This is a genomic window from Paenibacillus rhizoryzae, assembly GCF_059686995.1.
In genome coordinates, this window is sequence record NZ_JCAALT010000002.1 from 532,172 (window position 1) to 546,810 (window position 14,639).

Genomic DNA, 14,639 nt, shown 5'->3' on the forward strand with positions numbered 1-14,639 from the left:
CCGCATAAGCGCATCTGTAGATGGCTATTGTATTGAAGTCTTTGCAGCCATCCAGCCGCACGCCATTCAAGCCATTATTATGGGACAGATGCGCCGCGGTTATTACAGCGGACGTGCCTTTGACTGCTCCAATTTATTGTGCTGTGAGTTTAGTGAAATAACGATTAAACGTTACGGAATACATCAAGACATAAATCACGATTAGTGCAGCAAACAGATTAAAGATAACCAGCGATACGTTCAGATTAAAAAATTGAGTCAGTATGCCGACAGCAACCGGCGGGACAATAAATCCGAAATACGCGCATAGATAAAAGGCTGAAATAACTCGCGGACGTTCTTCCGGCTTCGGCAATTGTCCCGCAAACCGTAAAGCAACCTGAAATGTCCATCCAGCACCAATTCCTTGAATGAGAATGCCGGCCCAGAGTAAAAACAAACTTTCCGCCTGGCCGGAGAAAACGATCATCCACGAGCCAATGGCAAGGGATAAGATCGCGAGCCGCATCCGTGTAACGGGATTGCGCGGCCAAGGGAAGAACTGCATCAGCGCTCCGCCACCTAGAAGCGCTAAGATTAACAATCCTGAAATAGACAGATTGTTCGTGTGAATAACATGCTTAACGAAGGATGGGATAAGGGAAAGCACAACGCCGCCTAAAGTAAACACGGTAAAGATCGGAATTCCGATAAAAGACCAGAAGTGAGCGCGAATATTGTCAGGTACACCGAGTGAAATCTTTGCTTTAGCTTGCTTCTTCGCTTCCAGGTCCTCGTGTTTGGGCAACAATTCCAGCGCAATCAAGGAGCTGAACAACATAACGAGCAAAATCCAAAACGGTAAACGAAGCGGCTGAATATGCAAGTATTGTACGATTAAACCCGAAGTCGCCGGGCCTAATCCAAAACCAATGTTCACCACTGCCCCAGATAACTTGAGTGCTGTGCCCACCTTTTCTTTAGCGGTTTGTTTGATTAGAAATGCACTGGCCGCACCCGTAAAAGCACCATATGCGACGCCTTCCAAAATCCTTGCAGCATACAGCATCCAACTGTCAGAACTAATACTAAATAGCAATGTTGACGCGATTGATATCCAAATACTGTACCGGAGGACTCGTTTCAGTCCCCAAGCATTCCCTCTCGCTCCTACGACAAGTAAGGTCGGCAGTAAGACAGCGGCATAAACGGCAAACAATATCGTGATTTCCAGACTGCTGAGCTTATAGTGCTCTCCATACAAAGGGAATAAGGACGAAATAAACGTGGCCCCGCAGGACATAATCAGAACAACCCAAAGCATTTTTATCATAAAACCTTTCCTCTCTCCTTTAATAAACATAATTAGTTTGCTCAGTATGGCCTGATTATTGCAAGGAACTCAGAGTCATTTAATGAATTCTAGTCTCATATGCCCCTATTTAACGCAATGGATTGGCCAAGCGATACTCCCCAAGTAAACATACATGGAATCGACGATAATGACAGATCCTACATTACCGTCGATAATCCGACAACCATCCGTCATGCATGCAAGCTGACACCAACGACATCATCCATCATATTTCTCATTAACTTTGAATGTTCAGCGCCAAATTTCTCTTCGAATTCGGCCTGAGCTCGTTCCCATCCCACTCGTCCGATTTCCATACGGTTCTGGCCTTCTTCCGTAATGGTCACGATTCTGGCACGCCGATCGCGTTCGCTTACCTCTATACGAACCAAACCGTCACGTTCCAGCGGGCGTAAATTATGTCCAATCGTAGCCCGATCCATCGTCATCAGCTCAGCGAGTTCATTCATCGTCTGCGCCCCACGGTTCTTTAGATAACCTAAGATACCGTATTGCGTAGCTCGCAGCCCTGACCCGGCCTCTGATAAGCAAGTATCATAGAACCGCGTAATATGACGAGCTGCGCGTCTTAGCTTCGTACAGTTGCAGAGGTCCATATTGGTCATCATCATCTCGCCGCGCTCCTCCAAACATTGTTGCTTCATCGCATAAACCGATTTTAGTCTCATATTCCCCTAATTGCAAGAGGAAGAATATAGTCCACTTCAAATTGTTACAAAAAGCTGCTAAATCCCGCACAATAAAAAAAGCCCGCGGACTTGACCGCGGACTTCAATCGAACCTCTTACAGATGGGAAACCAACGCTTCAACAAACTCCTCTAAGTACTGCTGATCCAGCTCGTCAAAACGCTCAATGATCGGACTATCGATATCGAGAACGCCTAACAACTCACCGTTCTTCATGATTGGAATGACAATCTCCGATTGGGAAGCCGCATCGCATGCGATATGCCCGGGAAACTCATGGACATTGGCTACTCGGACCGTTGCCTTGTCACTGGCCGCTTTCCCGCATACTCCGCGAGATAACGGGATTCGCACGCAGGCAGGCAACCCTTGGAAGGGACCTAGCACAAGCTCGTTATCCTTATATAGATAAAATCCTACCCAATTTATCGTGTCCAGAAATTGATTGAGCAACGAAGCACTATTGGATAAGTTCGCAATCTGATCCTGTTCTCCGTCCAGCAATGCATGTAATTGGCGGATTAACATTTCATAATTATTTTCGCGCGAACCGTTATATTCTTCTGTATGAAACATAACTCTTACTCCTTTATCGCCTTGGACTCTTCTTCATTAAAGAGGGCTATTTGCTATATTTATTTTCAGTATAACATTGCCGCGTTTGTTCATTAAGTATTAATTATTGACATCCACCGGAGCAAATCCGGATCCGATTGCCACTGATTGTCACATCATTGCAGGCCAGCAGCCGAACAGCTTCTTCGGCCGTCTCTATCCCCCCGGGTGCAGGCACGGCAATCTCATTATTCAGCACCTGTAAGCCCGAAGTACTCTTGGCATGCAAAATATCGCCGGCTGGCATTTCGAATACATTATCTTCGATGCGGATTTGCCGATGTACCGGCTGTTCGTCCCGAATCTCTTGATTCTCGGGCGCAACATGAATGACAGGGTGCTCCCCATCGCCGCAAGCGATGAACCGATTCGATCGGATCGTAACGTCTCGAACCATGCCGGACTCGAACCAGCTTTCGGCGTCGTCAGCGATAAGGATGCCGCTCATGCCCGTTCGCTCAAAGCGGTTATTCGCAATGACGGCCTTCCGCCTTGTCGTGATCAGTATCCCTCTTGTCGGAATGCGAGCGAAACGATTGTTGCGAATGCTGACCTGCGGTGTCCATGTGGCGTTCTCCACAACATCGTGCTCCTCGATTGAATCAGGCATCGGTTGTTCTAAGGTGAGCAGCCAGTCTCTGGCATCAATCCGCCCGACCGCTGCAAGGGTGTGGCTGGAATACGCGATTAACGAACGCGATCGAATGAAATCCACCTCATCACCGGCAAAGAACGGCTCGAATCCGTAGCTTTGCCCATGCATGAACCGGACGACAACTTGATTCTCGGCTGGACGATCCACAATTCGCAAATGGGTTCCATGCACGTTAATCGCATCGTCATGCGCCCCTTCAAAATCACTGTTCTCGATTTGAATGAGCCCGCGGCATCCCGATACATGAATCAAGTCCGCAAAACCTGCACAAGTCCGGCCGGAGTCGGCTCGGGGTTTCATGCTCATCCCGTCGAATGAAACATTTTCGCTGAACTGGCATACGATGCCCAAACCATGCATGTAATGCATGCCGACCTTGGACCAAGCCACATCCCGGCTATGAACCACGAAAGCGCCGACTTGATCGCGAATGCCATCGCGAAGCTGGAAGACGTTCCCCACTTTCGTCTCCGGCACCTCCTTCGCATAATGCAAACGCAAGCGCTTCGGTTCCAGCTCTTCCACCTTCACCGCCTCCATGACGGGATGCGGAATTCGCCTGATTGTGTTGTTCGCCGGATCATATTGCGCTGCCGGCCCGTCTTGGTACCGCCAGCCTTCCCCGACCCAGAACAGCTTCTCGTGTTCGAGCTCATACCAGGAGTCGCGCTTAACGCGAACATCCAGATGCCGCGGGCCTACTGCCTCGACTTCCATCTCCGACATGGTCGCTCGCTCGAAATCGCAGGAGAGATTCCGAATATGAATGTGTTCGCAGCTGTCGATGACAAGCGGCGTCATTTTCCCATGAAAAACAAAGAGCGAACCGTTGCCGTCGAGCGTAATCTTATTCAGCTCTTTGAACCACAGACCGATTGTCTTGGTTACATCCGGATTCTCGGCTTCGCTCGCCGTGTTGGTAATATAATAAGGAACCTTCGCCGCATGCTCGGGATAGAAATCATATCGGCCTTTCGCGACCGCTATCGTTACGGGACCATCGTATGCTCTCGCCTTCTCTAAGGCTCGCCGAAAGGCCGGCACGGCATCCATGCCGAGATCGGATTTAACCCCAAATTCCTCAATATGCAGTATCTTCTCCATCAGTAGTCACCTCGATAAGATTTAGAGAGCTTGGCTTATTCATGCAACCAACCGTAACCTTCGTTCCTGAACGTCCCTTCTCCTGCCCTCATCGTGAAAAAAAGGAGACGCAGAGAAAGAACTCCTCTCCCTGCGTCTCCTTTAGCGTCAACCGTACTTCTTGCGTTTCAACTTATTCTTCGCTCGTCCTCACCACGACCGTAGTCACGCTTTCGGCTTTAAATGACCACTCGTCTGGCAGTAACCCGGCATAAACGCGTTCCAGGCTGCAATCCGCCGATGTTTCGTAAATGTCGGCCGTCGTTCCACTCGCATCTGTGCCGATATCAATCCCGGAAGTGAGATTCTCCTTACTGTTGTTGACGACAACAAGCGTTACATGCTCTCCGCCGTTATCGGTAAACGCGGTAACTTTAAGCTCCGAATGATCGGTATGCGCCTCGTTTCTTACATCGCCCGGCCGGATGAATTTACTATAATTTCCGAGTGCCCACAATCGTTTCGTATCCCGAATCCGGCCTTCTGCTTCATCCACGTAAACCAATCCATCGCGGAAGTCGTATTTGGACACGGCGATCCAATATTGCCACGAAGTCACGCCGCCAATGGTTAGATCTTCATGGACTAGATTGGCTAGATTCAAGGCTGATTCCATGCCATAGTCCGCCCCGCCCTCCATTTCCGTCCACTCCGACATCCAAACGCTAAGGTTCGGCTGCTCTCGGCGAATAAGCTCGGCAAACTCTTCTTTATACACGGGGTTGGAAACCTGCGGAACATAGGAATGCACGGCAATATTGCCGATTTGGCTCATAAGCGCCTTGTCCTCAGCCAGCTTGTAATAGTACATCCTTGCGCTGCTCCACTCTCCCGCTTCGATCGCGGATATACGGACAGGCAGCTTATGCTCTTGGATTTTGTCGGCTAAAGCACGGTATACACGCAAACATTCCTCAGGCGTGTAATGACAGCCCTCTTGTCCATTCTCCGCATTCCATAGCCACATGGGTTCATTAATCGGGGAAATCCATTCCACAGGCAAACCTTCGTCTTCGACCAGATGCTTCACAACGTCAACGAGGAACCGAGCAAACTGCGCTTCCATGCCTTCCCGGAAATTCGACTTCCCTTCTTGATGGCCGGAGGTCATCCCGCTTATCGTCATTCTAGGCGTCGGGCTGTTAGCAAACGCTACAATTTGCTTGGCTCCCTTCTCAACGGCCAGCTTCATCACCGCTACAGCTTGCGCATCTCTGCTCCAGTCATACTGTCCCTCAGAAATTTCATACCCTTCCGCACGCCGCCAGACATCCTCAATTTCCTCGCCGTCGCCGGCTCCGATATTATGACGATAGATTGTCAGGCCGATGCCCTTGCTCGGATCATAAAGCAATTCCAGTAATCTGGATAGCTCCGACTCCTGCCAGCTGCCCGTATGCTGCGCCCACCATGCTCCGGAAGCGCCAAAGCCTTCCATCCTTTGTTTCTTGTCTGCCTGTTTGATTTCAATACGATGCTTCCCCATACGCTCACCTTATCTCTCGTTAGAATGTTTATAGGATACGCAGCTATTTCTTCTGCTCCAAATCCACCAAGATCCGATTATAAAAGCTGTCATTAAGCTTGTAGAAAATCGTAAATATGACTAGTGAGACCGTAATGACGATCAGCGGGATGCAGGTCATCAAGAAAACAATGCCATCGAGCGTATGCTTCGACTGCACCACATTGGGCACAAAGCCGATTACGGCCAGTGTCGTGCCTACAATAAGCTCCTTAGTCGCGTCACTGAAGCTGCCGATCAGCGATGAAATGGAGACGATCGTCGAATTGTTGCGCTCCCCCGTCTTCCATTCCCCGTAATCGATAATGTCCGCGTAAAATATCGGTACGATCGCTGTTGTGAGGCCAAGCGCCAAATAGAGCAGGATACCGCCAATATAAACGATATAGAAATGCGTGCTGACGACATCTTTGGCTAGAAATAAGAGGGTGTATCCCGCAATTAACATCGCCGCAGCCAATTGGAAAGCCGCTTTTTTTGAAAGCCTTTTCATTAATTTCGGAAATACGATCATCATCGCTACCTGCGATAACCCAACGGTAATGCCGAAGGTGGCAAACATGCCTTCATTCCCCATGTTGTACTTAAAGAAATACAGCGCGGTGCCTGTCGTAATAAAGGTCCCTACATTCAAGAAGAAACAGGTGAGGAGCATGACGAGCAATTGACCGTTGCGCGATACCGCTCTTAGAATATCTACGAACTTCACGCGATCGACCGCTTCTACTTTGCTGCGTTCCTTGAACATTTTGATGAAGAACAAATTGCTAATGAAGAATAAAGCGGCGAATAGAAGTCCAAGCCGGAAGTAGCCTTCAGCTTGAGTAGCCGCAATAACCGCAATCAGCGGCAGAACAGCCCCCACGGTCGTAAAATCTCCGAGCACGCTGCCAATCGCGGGAATAACGGAGAGCTTCTGCCTTTCTTCCACATTGCGCGTAAGCGTAGGGAAAACAGAGCCCATCGCTGTGCCAAACACGGTATTCAGCAGCCCCCAAAGCACATAAACGATTGAAACGTACACAAGCAGGCTCGTTCCCGAATAGCCGCTATCCGTAAACATGAAGATGGCAACCGGCGGAATGCCTATCGTGCCAAATAGCAGATAGGGTTTTATTTTGCCCCAGCGGGTCTCTGTACGGTCGATTATGACGCCCATGACCGGTGCGAAGCACATATTCAATAGTTTGCCGGCAAAAAAAAGCGTGCCCACAAAGGCAACCGGAACGAGTGCAACATCACTGAAGAAAATCATAATGTACGAGGAGACGAAGCCGCCGAGCAGTCCATTGCCATATGCATTCAGACCGTACAGCCATTTAAATCCCAAGCTTGTTTTATCTTCCCCCACCGCTCTCATCCCCCGATCCACGTCGACTCTCATGCTCGTCTTCCACTCAGTTCGGATAATACACGCAGATACTTATTTTCCGTTAAATCGTACCGGCTCAATGGGACAAGCGCGAGCAGCGCTATAGCCCCGGGAATAACCGTAAATGCGATATGAATGCCGTTCAAGGTCGATACCCGTTGAGCGACATTGGGGACATAGCCAATCATCGATAACGTAAATGCGCCGATTGAGCCGCCGATCGCGGAAGCAACCTTCGTTTTGAAAATATTCGTGGAAAAGACCATGCCCTCTTGCCTGACGCCTGTCTTCCACTCGCCAAACTCAACCGTATCGGTGAGCATGGACATCCGAACGATATCTGCGGCACCATCGGCAAAGCCGCCGATGACATTCCAGACCAGAAGCCATTCCATCGAATGATAACCGGAGAAGTACAAGCCGATCGAAGCTGCGCTCGTTATCGCGGTGGCATACATGGCGACTTTCTTTTTCCCGAATCTGCGGGCAAGCCAAGGCGAACAAATCGCGCCAGCAACAGAAACAATCGCATACAACCCCATAAAGAGAGGCACCATCGACTCGGCCTTGTAATTGTAAGTGAGATAATAGACGGTGAGCACCGATTTGACCGCGAATACCGTTTCGCCGATCAGCATGGAAATAATGAGCAGCCGTAAGGGCTTATTGGCTTTGAACAATGCCCCTACATGCTTTAAAGTAACTCTTCCCCTGTGGCCGGGCTGCGTCTTTTCTTTGACATTGAAGAAGGTTATGAGCGTGAGCGCAATACTTGCGGCGGCGAAGACGGCAGCCACCATCCGCCAGCCCTGCAGGTCATCGCCCCCGCCAAAGGCATCCACTAAAGGCAGCGTAATCACATTCACGCCGATTATGCCGATGACCGCAAGCGTCCGCGGCACCATGACTACACTGCTTCGTTCCTGCGGATTTTGCGTCAGCGAGGCACTCATGGACCAGTACGGAATATCCATCGCAGCAAAGGAAATGCCCCACATCATGTACGTGGCGTAAGCCCAAACTAATTTACCTTCCGGAGCCAGCTGCGGCGACCAGAAGCATAAGATTACGATGGCACCCATAGCGAAGGGACCGAACAACAGGTATGGACGAAATCGTCCCCACCTTGTTTGCGTGTTGTCCACCAGATGGCCGATGATCGGGTCGCTTATCGCATCCCACATGCGGGCTATGAAGAACAGCGTGCCGATCGCCGCAACGGATATCCCGAAATAGTCCGTATAAAACACAACCAAGTAGGTGCTCATTAGGCCATAAATAATGTTATTTCCTAAGCTGCCCATCCCGTACGAAACCTTCTCTTTCAAGGTTAGCTTATCAAGATTGCCCGGCATATCCGCTCCCATCCGCTACCTCCTCCCCCCGGTTACAACGTTCATCTTCACCACTTGCAGCGCCAGTCGTTTTGGTTTATGGCGATTCGAATGCAAGGTTAGGTTGACGACTCCGGTTTCTCCGATGGATTTGACCCAGAATGCCGTAGATCCGCCCGTTAAAGCCAGCTGCCGGGGTCCGATGATCGCTCCCGGGCCATCCATTTCGATCGAGACAACCTCATTGGAGAAAGGAAGATCATGGCCGAACTCGTCCACATGCTTCACGGTGACGCGACAGACATCGTAGGTTTCCGCTTCTGTCAGCATCCACTTGTCCGCTGTCATCGTAATGTCTTTCGAGCTTACCGGTCCCTTTTGCACCTTCATGACAAGCTCGTTATTTCGATAGCCTTCAAACGAGAATGTCAGGGACTTCATCCCCCAGTTGGCGATATAAGTCGTATAGAGGCTGACCGCTTTGTCGTACGACATTTTATACTTGAACATGAGCCTGCCCATTTGGAGTTTATATTTCCATGGCAGCGATTTATTGCCGTATTTTACGATTGCAAGAAGAACCTCTTTGATGACCCTGGCATCTCGCGTTGAGAACGGCTCGTTCCTCTCGATGAGGTGACCGATGAAATCCGTAATGACGATCGGTGGATGCGGCACATTCGGATAAGCGTCCTTGCTAGGATAATAGGTGCCGATAAATTCTCCGTTCTTATACAGCTTGATATAATCGCAGTTCGTGAATACATATACGGCATCGAGCTCTGCTGCTTCCCGCTCGCCTATATTCATCGAAGCGGTGACTGAGAGTATCGGCTTGTCATCCTGCTGCGAGCTGTAGACGTAGGCCGCCGCCTTCGGAATCCTGAACATATCCAGCACGCCGTGATAGCAAATCTTATCCCCGCTGCCGAAATCCTTGTGCGTATTATAATCGGACATGCACCAGCCGATTGCGCCGGCAATACCCGGATCGCCGTACATAGCGTCGAGTACGCGGAGATGTCGAAGCGCGTGCTCCACCCTTTTCGACTCGTGATCGAATTTCTTCGTCGGAAACATGTGCCCGTTATGCTCCGTAACCAAGTAAGGCACATCCTTCTTAACTACCTTTCGGGGCTTGTTCAGTGCAGCATTCGTACCGCGATGAATGAAATCGTTATACGTGTACACATCCTCCAGCAGCTCGCTTCCCTCGAAGTTCCTCACGCCTCCCGTTTGCCGGGTATCGTCGAGCGCTCGCGCAACCCGGTTCGTTTCCATATAGAAAGTATGATGATCCGAAGATTCATTAATTCTTACGCCCCAGATGATAATGCTTGGCCGGTTGCGGTCCGTCTTAATCATTTCTTCGATTTGACTTATTGCGGATCGCTGCCATTCTTCGTTCCCGATATGCTGCCAGCCCGGAAGCTCATCGAAGACGAGCAGACCAATTTCATCGCACCGATCAAGAAAGTGCCTGGATTGCGGATAGTGGGACAAGCGGACAATGTTAACGCCTAATTCGTTTTTCAGCATATCTGCATCCGCAGCCTGCGCGCTTCTGGGCATCGCATAACCGACATACGGAAACGATTGATGGCGGTTGAGCCCGTACAGCTTCATACGGTGACCGTTTAGCCTGAAGCCATCCTTCCGAAACTCCGCTTCGCGAAACCCGAAACGAACGTTATAGTGATCCACGACGATCTCATTCTGCCTTACATGAATAAGCAGTTCGTAAAGGTGAGGTTCATGGCAATCCCATAGCTGAACGCGAACATCGTCTAATTGCTTCCTAATGTTGAACTTCTGCTGCGGCTCCGAGGAGAGCATGATTGATCGGCTCCAAGCATGTTCCGTCCGTTCGTCCTTCATCAATTGAAATTCGAGCTGGATGACATCCTCTGCGCAAGACCTATTGGCCAAATAAACGTCAATATCCAGCCATTTCTTATCGGTGAGCACATTGCGCGTCCGCACGAACACATTGTCTACATATAGGCGCTGCACCCACTCCAGTTGAACCTCGCGGTAGATGCCCCCATAGGTCAAATAGTCGATCACATACCCGAATGGCGGGATATCCTCGCGTTCCGTCGAATCCACCATGACAACCAGCACGTTGTCCGCATTGTAAAGTAAATAAGGGGTGAGATCACATTGAAACGGCGTGTAGCCGCCTTTATGCTCACACACATAGTGACCGTTCAAATACACCTTGGCGTAACACATAACACCTTCGAACTTTAATCGCGCAAGCTTCCCTTTCTGCGTCTCATCGGCCCATATCCGCTTGCGGTAGCAGCTAACGAATTGGGACAATTCCTCATCAAAATTATTATAGGGAAGCAGCCTATTCGTATGGGGAAGCATCACAGTTTCGAACGAATGGTCATCAAATGACGGATCGATATAGGCTTCTTGAAAATCCTGCGCAAATTTCCAGTCAAAGTTCAGGTGGATGTGCGTTCTCATCCGCGAGCGTCCCCTTGCTCCGCAATCAAAATTCCGTTAAACAGAATTTCGATCATCTCTTTCAACGCTTCGTCGTAAGTCAGATTCATATCCAGCAAGAACCGATCCTTCAGCATGCGATCCATAGTCCCTACGATCATTTCCTTCAATATCATGGGATGAATCGGCTTAATCCGCTTCAGCTTAATCCCTTCGTCGATTAATGCCATCGTTTGCTCCCAGTCCGCCTGCAAATGGCCTTCGATCTCCGCGAACAGCTCCGGATACGTCTTTTCGATTTCGTAGGCACGCCGGTAATCGAGCACATCTGAGAATGCAGGCATGATTGGAATAACACGCTTCAGCTTCTCGATCACATCCAGCGAGGTATCCGATAAAATGCGCTGCTCCTGTTCCTTGATACTTGCAAAAGCTTCTTGGATAAACAGACGAATCACATCTTCTTTATTGCCAATTTGCTCATACAGCGTCCTTTTGGAGATGCCCAGCTTGGCAGAAAGGTCGTCCATTGTAAAACGAATCCCCTTCTCGTCGAATGCCTCGATCGCCGCTTTCATGACCCGCGACTTTAATTCCATAGCGTACACTTCCTTTACTTCTCCGGACTTGATAATGAAAGCGTTTGTAAAACTGAGAAAACTTAAACGGTTTTCTTAGTTTTATATAAAAATAACATACCGCTGCGATCTGTACAAGATGTACAACGCAAAGCGCTTTACAGGAAACAGACAGAAAGAAACCATCCAGCCGGGAGATGCCTTACTCCCCCCAGCTGGATGGCCTTTATACTACCGCTTATCACTTCTTGCTATCATAGGCCTTTTGATAGATATCTAGATAGTGAGCCAGATTCAACCCCTCGAAGCCCTTTATGTAGCTGTCCCATTCGGAATCAGTCAGCGGCTTCGAGCCCGTCACAAACTGCGCCATATTGGAGCGGATGTACTCGTTTATTTGGGTGCGCAGCATAATCGTTTCCTTCGCATCGTTCTCATCCATGAAGATAGTGAGCGGGAATGTCTCTTCCGGCTGTTTGTTCTCGTAATTATTCGCCGTTTCGGTAAAGAGACGGAACTCATAGCCCTGTTGGGAGAACATATCAGCCGGCGCCGTCCAAGATTCGCGGATTTCACGTGTCCGTCTCGTGATGCCCATCTGATCCCATGTATCGTTGGACGTCGTCGTAATATCCCAATATTTCGGCTTCAAGCTGTACTTGGCCGGATTTCCGTGCACATCCTTCTCGCCATCCGGCGCTTTCTCCCAGAAGTTCCCTTCAAGGCCGTACTCGTTCATAATGGCATGTTCTTCGGAATACATGTAATCCGCCATTTTGATTGCCGCGATTGCCTCTTCCTCCGAAGCCTTATTCGTGATTGCAAACTGCCCATTGCCGTATGCCTTATAATAGCCGGCGAAAGCGACTCCGCCAGGACCCGTAAGCGGCGGTACCGTTACATATTCCTTATGGCGGTTCTGTCCTTCTGCCAAACTGAAGGCCATGCCGATGTGACCGGCCGTTACGCTGCCGATGACATTGTCGCCTTCCTTGTTGCCTACTTGCGCCATTTGGTCGATATTCTGCGTGAATGCTTCTTTGTCGATCAAACCTTCGCTGAAGAGCTTGTTGATGTAAGTCAAGCCATCGCGCCACTCCGGCTGATTGGCCGCCAGCTGCACTTTACCATCCTTCAAGTAGAAGAAATCTTCATCATTATCGTAAATAAAAGCATTCATTAAGAAATTGGACGGAATGGCATGCCAGGTGTTGAATGCGCCGGACAGCGGGACTTCGTCCGCTTTGCCATTGCCGTTTGGATCTTTGGTTTTGAATGCTTTCAGCACCTCGAAATATTCATCCGTCGTCGTCGGCATTTTCAATCCCAGCTTATCCAGCCACGTCTTGTTAATCCACAGCTTCTGCGAATACCAGCAGTGGAAGCAGTCGTTAATGTGCGGCAGCGAATAGATATTGCCGTCCGGAGCAGTAATCGCGTCCTTCAGATCCTTATCCTCCGTAAACGCACGTTTGATTTCATCGCCGTATTTGTCGATCAGGTCATTAAGCGGTCTAAGGATCCCCTGCTTTCCGTAATCGATCTGCTCCGCTTGCGTGAAGTCGCCGGAGAGGAACACGGCCGGATAATCGCCGCTCGCCAGAATCAGCTTCTTCTTGTCCTTCGCGTTTGCGCTTGGCGTTGCATCGAACTTGAACTTGATATTGAGCTTCTGCTCGATATACTTCGTTACCGCATTCGTATTGATATCCTCGATCTTAGGCGAAACGCTGATGAACGTATTCAGCGTAACCGTTTTTCCGGTATCCACCTTGTTGCCCGATCCGTTATCCGCTCCCTCGCTGCCGTTGCCGTTATTGCCGTTGCTGCCGTTGCTGCTGCATGCCGTGATGATTGACGCGATCATGACTAGTAAAGCTAGCATTTTCGAGCTTCTCTTCATCTTCAAGACAGACGCCTCCTCGATTATTTCAATCTTATCATGCTTCTCTCTTCCCGCACATGCATCCTTACAGCTAACTGCCGGCATCACCTCCGGGATGGAATAAGCCCTGCTATCCTTTCAGGGAGCCGATCAGAATGCCTTGTACAAAATACTTCTGTACAAACGGATAAATCGCGAGCACCGGTACCGTAGCGACGACGATAAGCGAGAATTTCAACAAATCCCGCAGCCCCTGCATCGCGGACATTTTGTTGGCGTCCACCATCATACTGGAGTCGATGGAATTGAGGATTAGAATATTGCGCAGCACGATTTGAAGCGGAAACAGCTCCTGCGACTTCAGGAAAATAAGGGCCTCGAAGTAGGCATTCCAATGACCGACCGCATACATGAGCACAAGCACGGCCAAGATCGGCTTCGAGAGCGGCAGGACGACCCGCAATAAGAAACCTAAGTCCGTACACCCGTCGAGCTCTGCGGCTTCGCCAAGCTCCTTGGGAATGCTGGACTGGAAGAAGGTTCGGGCAATGATGACCTGCCAGACCGCCATTGCGCCGGGAAGGAGCATGGCCCATCTTGTATCCAGAATACCGACGTTCTTCACCGTCAAGTAATACGGAATCAGACCGCCGCTGAACATCATCGTAATGACTAAGATAACCATGATGGCCTGCCTGCCGTAGAACGTCGATTTGGAGAGCGGATACGCCAGCATGACGGTTAAGGTTACATTGATTAAAACCCCGAATGCCGTGTAGAAAAGCGAGTTGCCGTACCCCGTCATAATCATCGGGTTGGAGAAGATCGCCTTGTATCCGGCTAAGCTGAAGTCTACCGGAAACAACCATACTCTCCCGCTGATAACGGCCTGTGGCGAGCTGAAGGACGAGCTTACGATATACAAGAGCGGATATAGCACGGCCAACAGGATGATCGCCAAGAAGGCGTAAACCAGCGTCAGAAACACCTTGTCTCCGAACGATTCTCGAATTGCGTTTGTACGCGCCACCGG

11 protein-coding genes are annotated in these 14,639 nt (G+C 49.8%); all 11 read right to left on the reverse strand.

The genetic code is table 11. The features are described from left to right. Window positions 1–133: 133 nt before the first annotated feature. The 11 genes from AC6ESO_RS07625 to AC6ESO_RS07675 all read right to left on the reverse strand — a co-directional run bounded on the left by AC6ESO_RS07625 (window position 134) and on the right by AC6ESO_RS07675 (window position 14,636). Window positions 134–1,312 carry an MFS transporter gene (locus tag AC6ESO_RS07625; RefSeq protein WP_497090848.1) on the reverse strand — a complete coding sequence of 393 codons (1,179 nt, stop codon included), beginning with the start codon at window positions 1,310–1,312 and terminating at the stop codon, window positions 134–136. A gap of 212 nt (window positions 1,313–1,524) precedes the next feature. Next, window positions 1,525–1,965 carry a MarR family winged helix-turn-helix transcriptional regulator gene (locus tag AC6ESO_RS07630; protein ID WP_497090849.1) on the reverse strand — a complete coding sequence of 147 codons (441 nt, stop codon included), beginning with the start codon at window positions 1,963–1,965 and terminating at the stop codon, window positions 1,525–1,527. A 173-nt stretch (window positions 1,966–2,138) separates the two neighbouring features. Next, the gene (locus AC6ESO_RS07635; RefSeq protein ID WP_497090850.1) at window positions 2,139–2,618 is read right to left on the reverse strand and encodes a GAF domain-containing protein; all 480 of its coding nucleotides are present in this window, start codon (window positions 2,616–2,618) and stop codon (window positions 2,139–2,141) included. 103 nt (window positions 2,619–2,721) lie between these two features. Next, a complete protein-coding gene (locus AC6ESO_RS07640) occupies window positions 2,722–4,416 on the reverse strand; it encodes a right-handed parallel beta-helix repeat-containing protein (RefSeq protein WP_497090851.1) in 1,695 nt (564 codons plus the stop codon). Window positions 4,417–4,588: 172 nt separating this feature from the next. Continuing rightward, complete coding sequence (locus AC6ESO_RS07645; RefSeq protein ID WP_497090852.1) at window positions 4,589–5,941, reverse strand: glycoside hydrolase family 30 protein; 1,353 nt, start codon at window positions 5,939–5,941, stop codon at window positions 4,589–4,591. Window positions 5,942–5,984: 43 nt separating this feature from the next. After that, the gene (locus AC6ESO_RS07650) at window positions 5,985–7,364 is read right to left on the reverse strand and encodes a glycoside-pentoside-hexuronide (GPH):cation symporter (RefSeq protein WP_497090853.1); all 1,380 of its coding nucleotides are present in this window, start codon (window positions 7,362–7,364) and stop codon (window positions 5,985–5,987) included. Next, window positions 7,361–8,719 carry a glycoside-pentoside-hexuronide (GPH):cation symporter gene (locus tag AC6ESO_RS07655; protein WP_497090854.1) on the reverse strand — a complete coding sequence of 453 codons (1,359 nt, stop codon included), beginning with the start codon at window positions 8,717–8,719 and terminating at the stop codon, window positions 7,361–7,363. The genes AC6ESO_RS07650 and AC6ESO_RS07655 overlap by 4 nt, the downstream gene beginning before the upstream one ends. A 3-nt stretch (window positions 8,720–8,722) precedes the next feature. After that, on the reverse strand, window positions 8,723–11,164 hold the full coding sequence (locus AC6ESO_RS07660) for a glycoside hydrolase family 2 protein (RefSeq protein ID WP_497090855.1): 2,442 nt from the start codon (window positions 11,162–11,164) through the stop codon (window positions 8,723–8,725). After that, the gene (locus tag AC6ESO_RS07665; RefSeq protein ID WP_497090856.1) at window positions 11,161–11,742 is read right to left on the reverse strand and encodes a TetR/AcrR family transcriptional regulator; all 582 of its coding nucleotides are present in this window, start codon (window positions 11,740–11,742) and stop codon (window positions 11,161–11,163) included. Before AC6ESO_RS07665 ends, AC6ESO_RS07660 begins: the two co-directional genes overlap by 4 nt. Window positions 11,743–11,962: 220 nt before the next feature. Then, window positions 11,963–13,630, reverse strand: a complete 1,668-nt coding sequence (locus AC6ESO_RS07670) for a type 2 periplasmic-binding domain-containing protein (RefSeq protein WP_497090857.1) — start codon at window positions 13,628–13,630, stop codon at window positions 11,963–11,965. Between the two features lie 106 nt (window positions 13,631–13,736). Beyond that, on the reverse strand, window positions 13,737–14,636 hold the full coding sequence (locus AC6ESO_RS07675; RefSeq protein ID WP_497090858.1) for a carbohydrate ABC transporter permease: 900 nt from the start codon (window positions 14,634–14,636) through the stop codon (window positions 13,737–13,739). Window positions 14,637–14,639 lie beyond the last annotated feature (3 nt).

Excerpts from the sequence above, each read along its gene's own strand:
- AC6ESO_RS07655 (WP_497090854.1), bottom strand. The coding sequence starts at position 8,719 with ATGGGAGCGGATATGCCGGGCAATCTTGATAAGCTAACCTTGAAAGAG.
- AC6ESO_RS07650 (WP_497090853.1), bottom strand. The coding sequence starts at position 7,364 with ATGAGAGTCGACGTGGATCGGGGGATGAGAGCGGTGGGGGAAGATAAA.
- AC6ESO_RS07635 (WP_497090850.1), bottom strand. The coding sequence starts at position 2,618 with ATGTTTCATACAGAAGAATATAACGGTTCGCGCGAAAATAATTATGAA.
- AC6ESO_RS07645 (WP_497090852.1), bottom strand. The coding sequence starts at position 5,941 with ATGGGGAAGCATCGTATTGAAATCAAACAGGCAGACAAGAAACAAAGG.
- AC6ESO_RS07630 (WP_497090849.1), bottom strand. The coding sequence starts at position 1,965 with ATGATGATGACCAATATGGACCTCTGCAACTGTACGAAGCTAAGACGC.
- AC6ESO_RS07640 (WP_497090851.1), bottom strand. The coding sequence starts at position 4,416 with ATGGAGAAGATACTGCATATTGAGGAATTTGGGGTTAAATCCGATCTC.
- AC6ESO_RS07665 (WP_497090856.1), bottom strand. The coding sequence starts at position 11,742 with ATGGAATTAAAGTCGCGGGTCATGAAAGCGGCGATCGAGGCATTCGAC.
- AC6ESO_RS07660 (WP_497090855.1), bottom strand. The coding sequence starts at position 11,164 with ATGAGAACGCACATCCACCTGAACTTTGACTGGAAATTTGCGCAGGAT.
- AC6ESO_RS07625 (WP_497090848.1), bottom strand. The coding sequence starts at position 1,312 with ATGATAAAAATGCTTTGGGTTGTTCTGATTATGTCCTGCGGGGCCACG.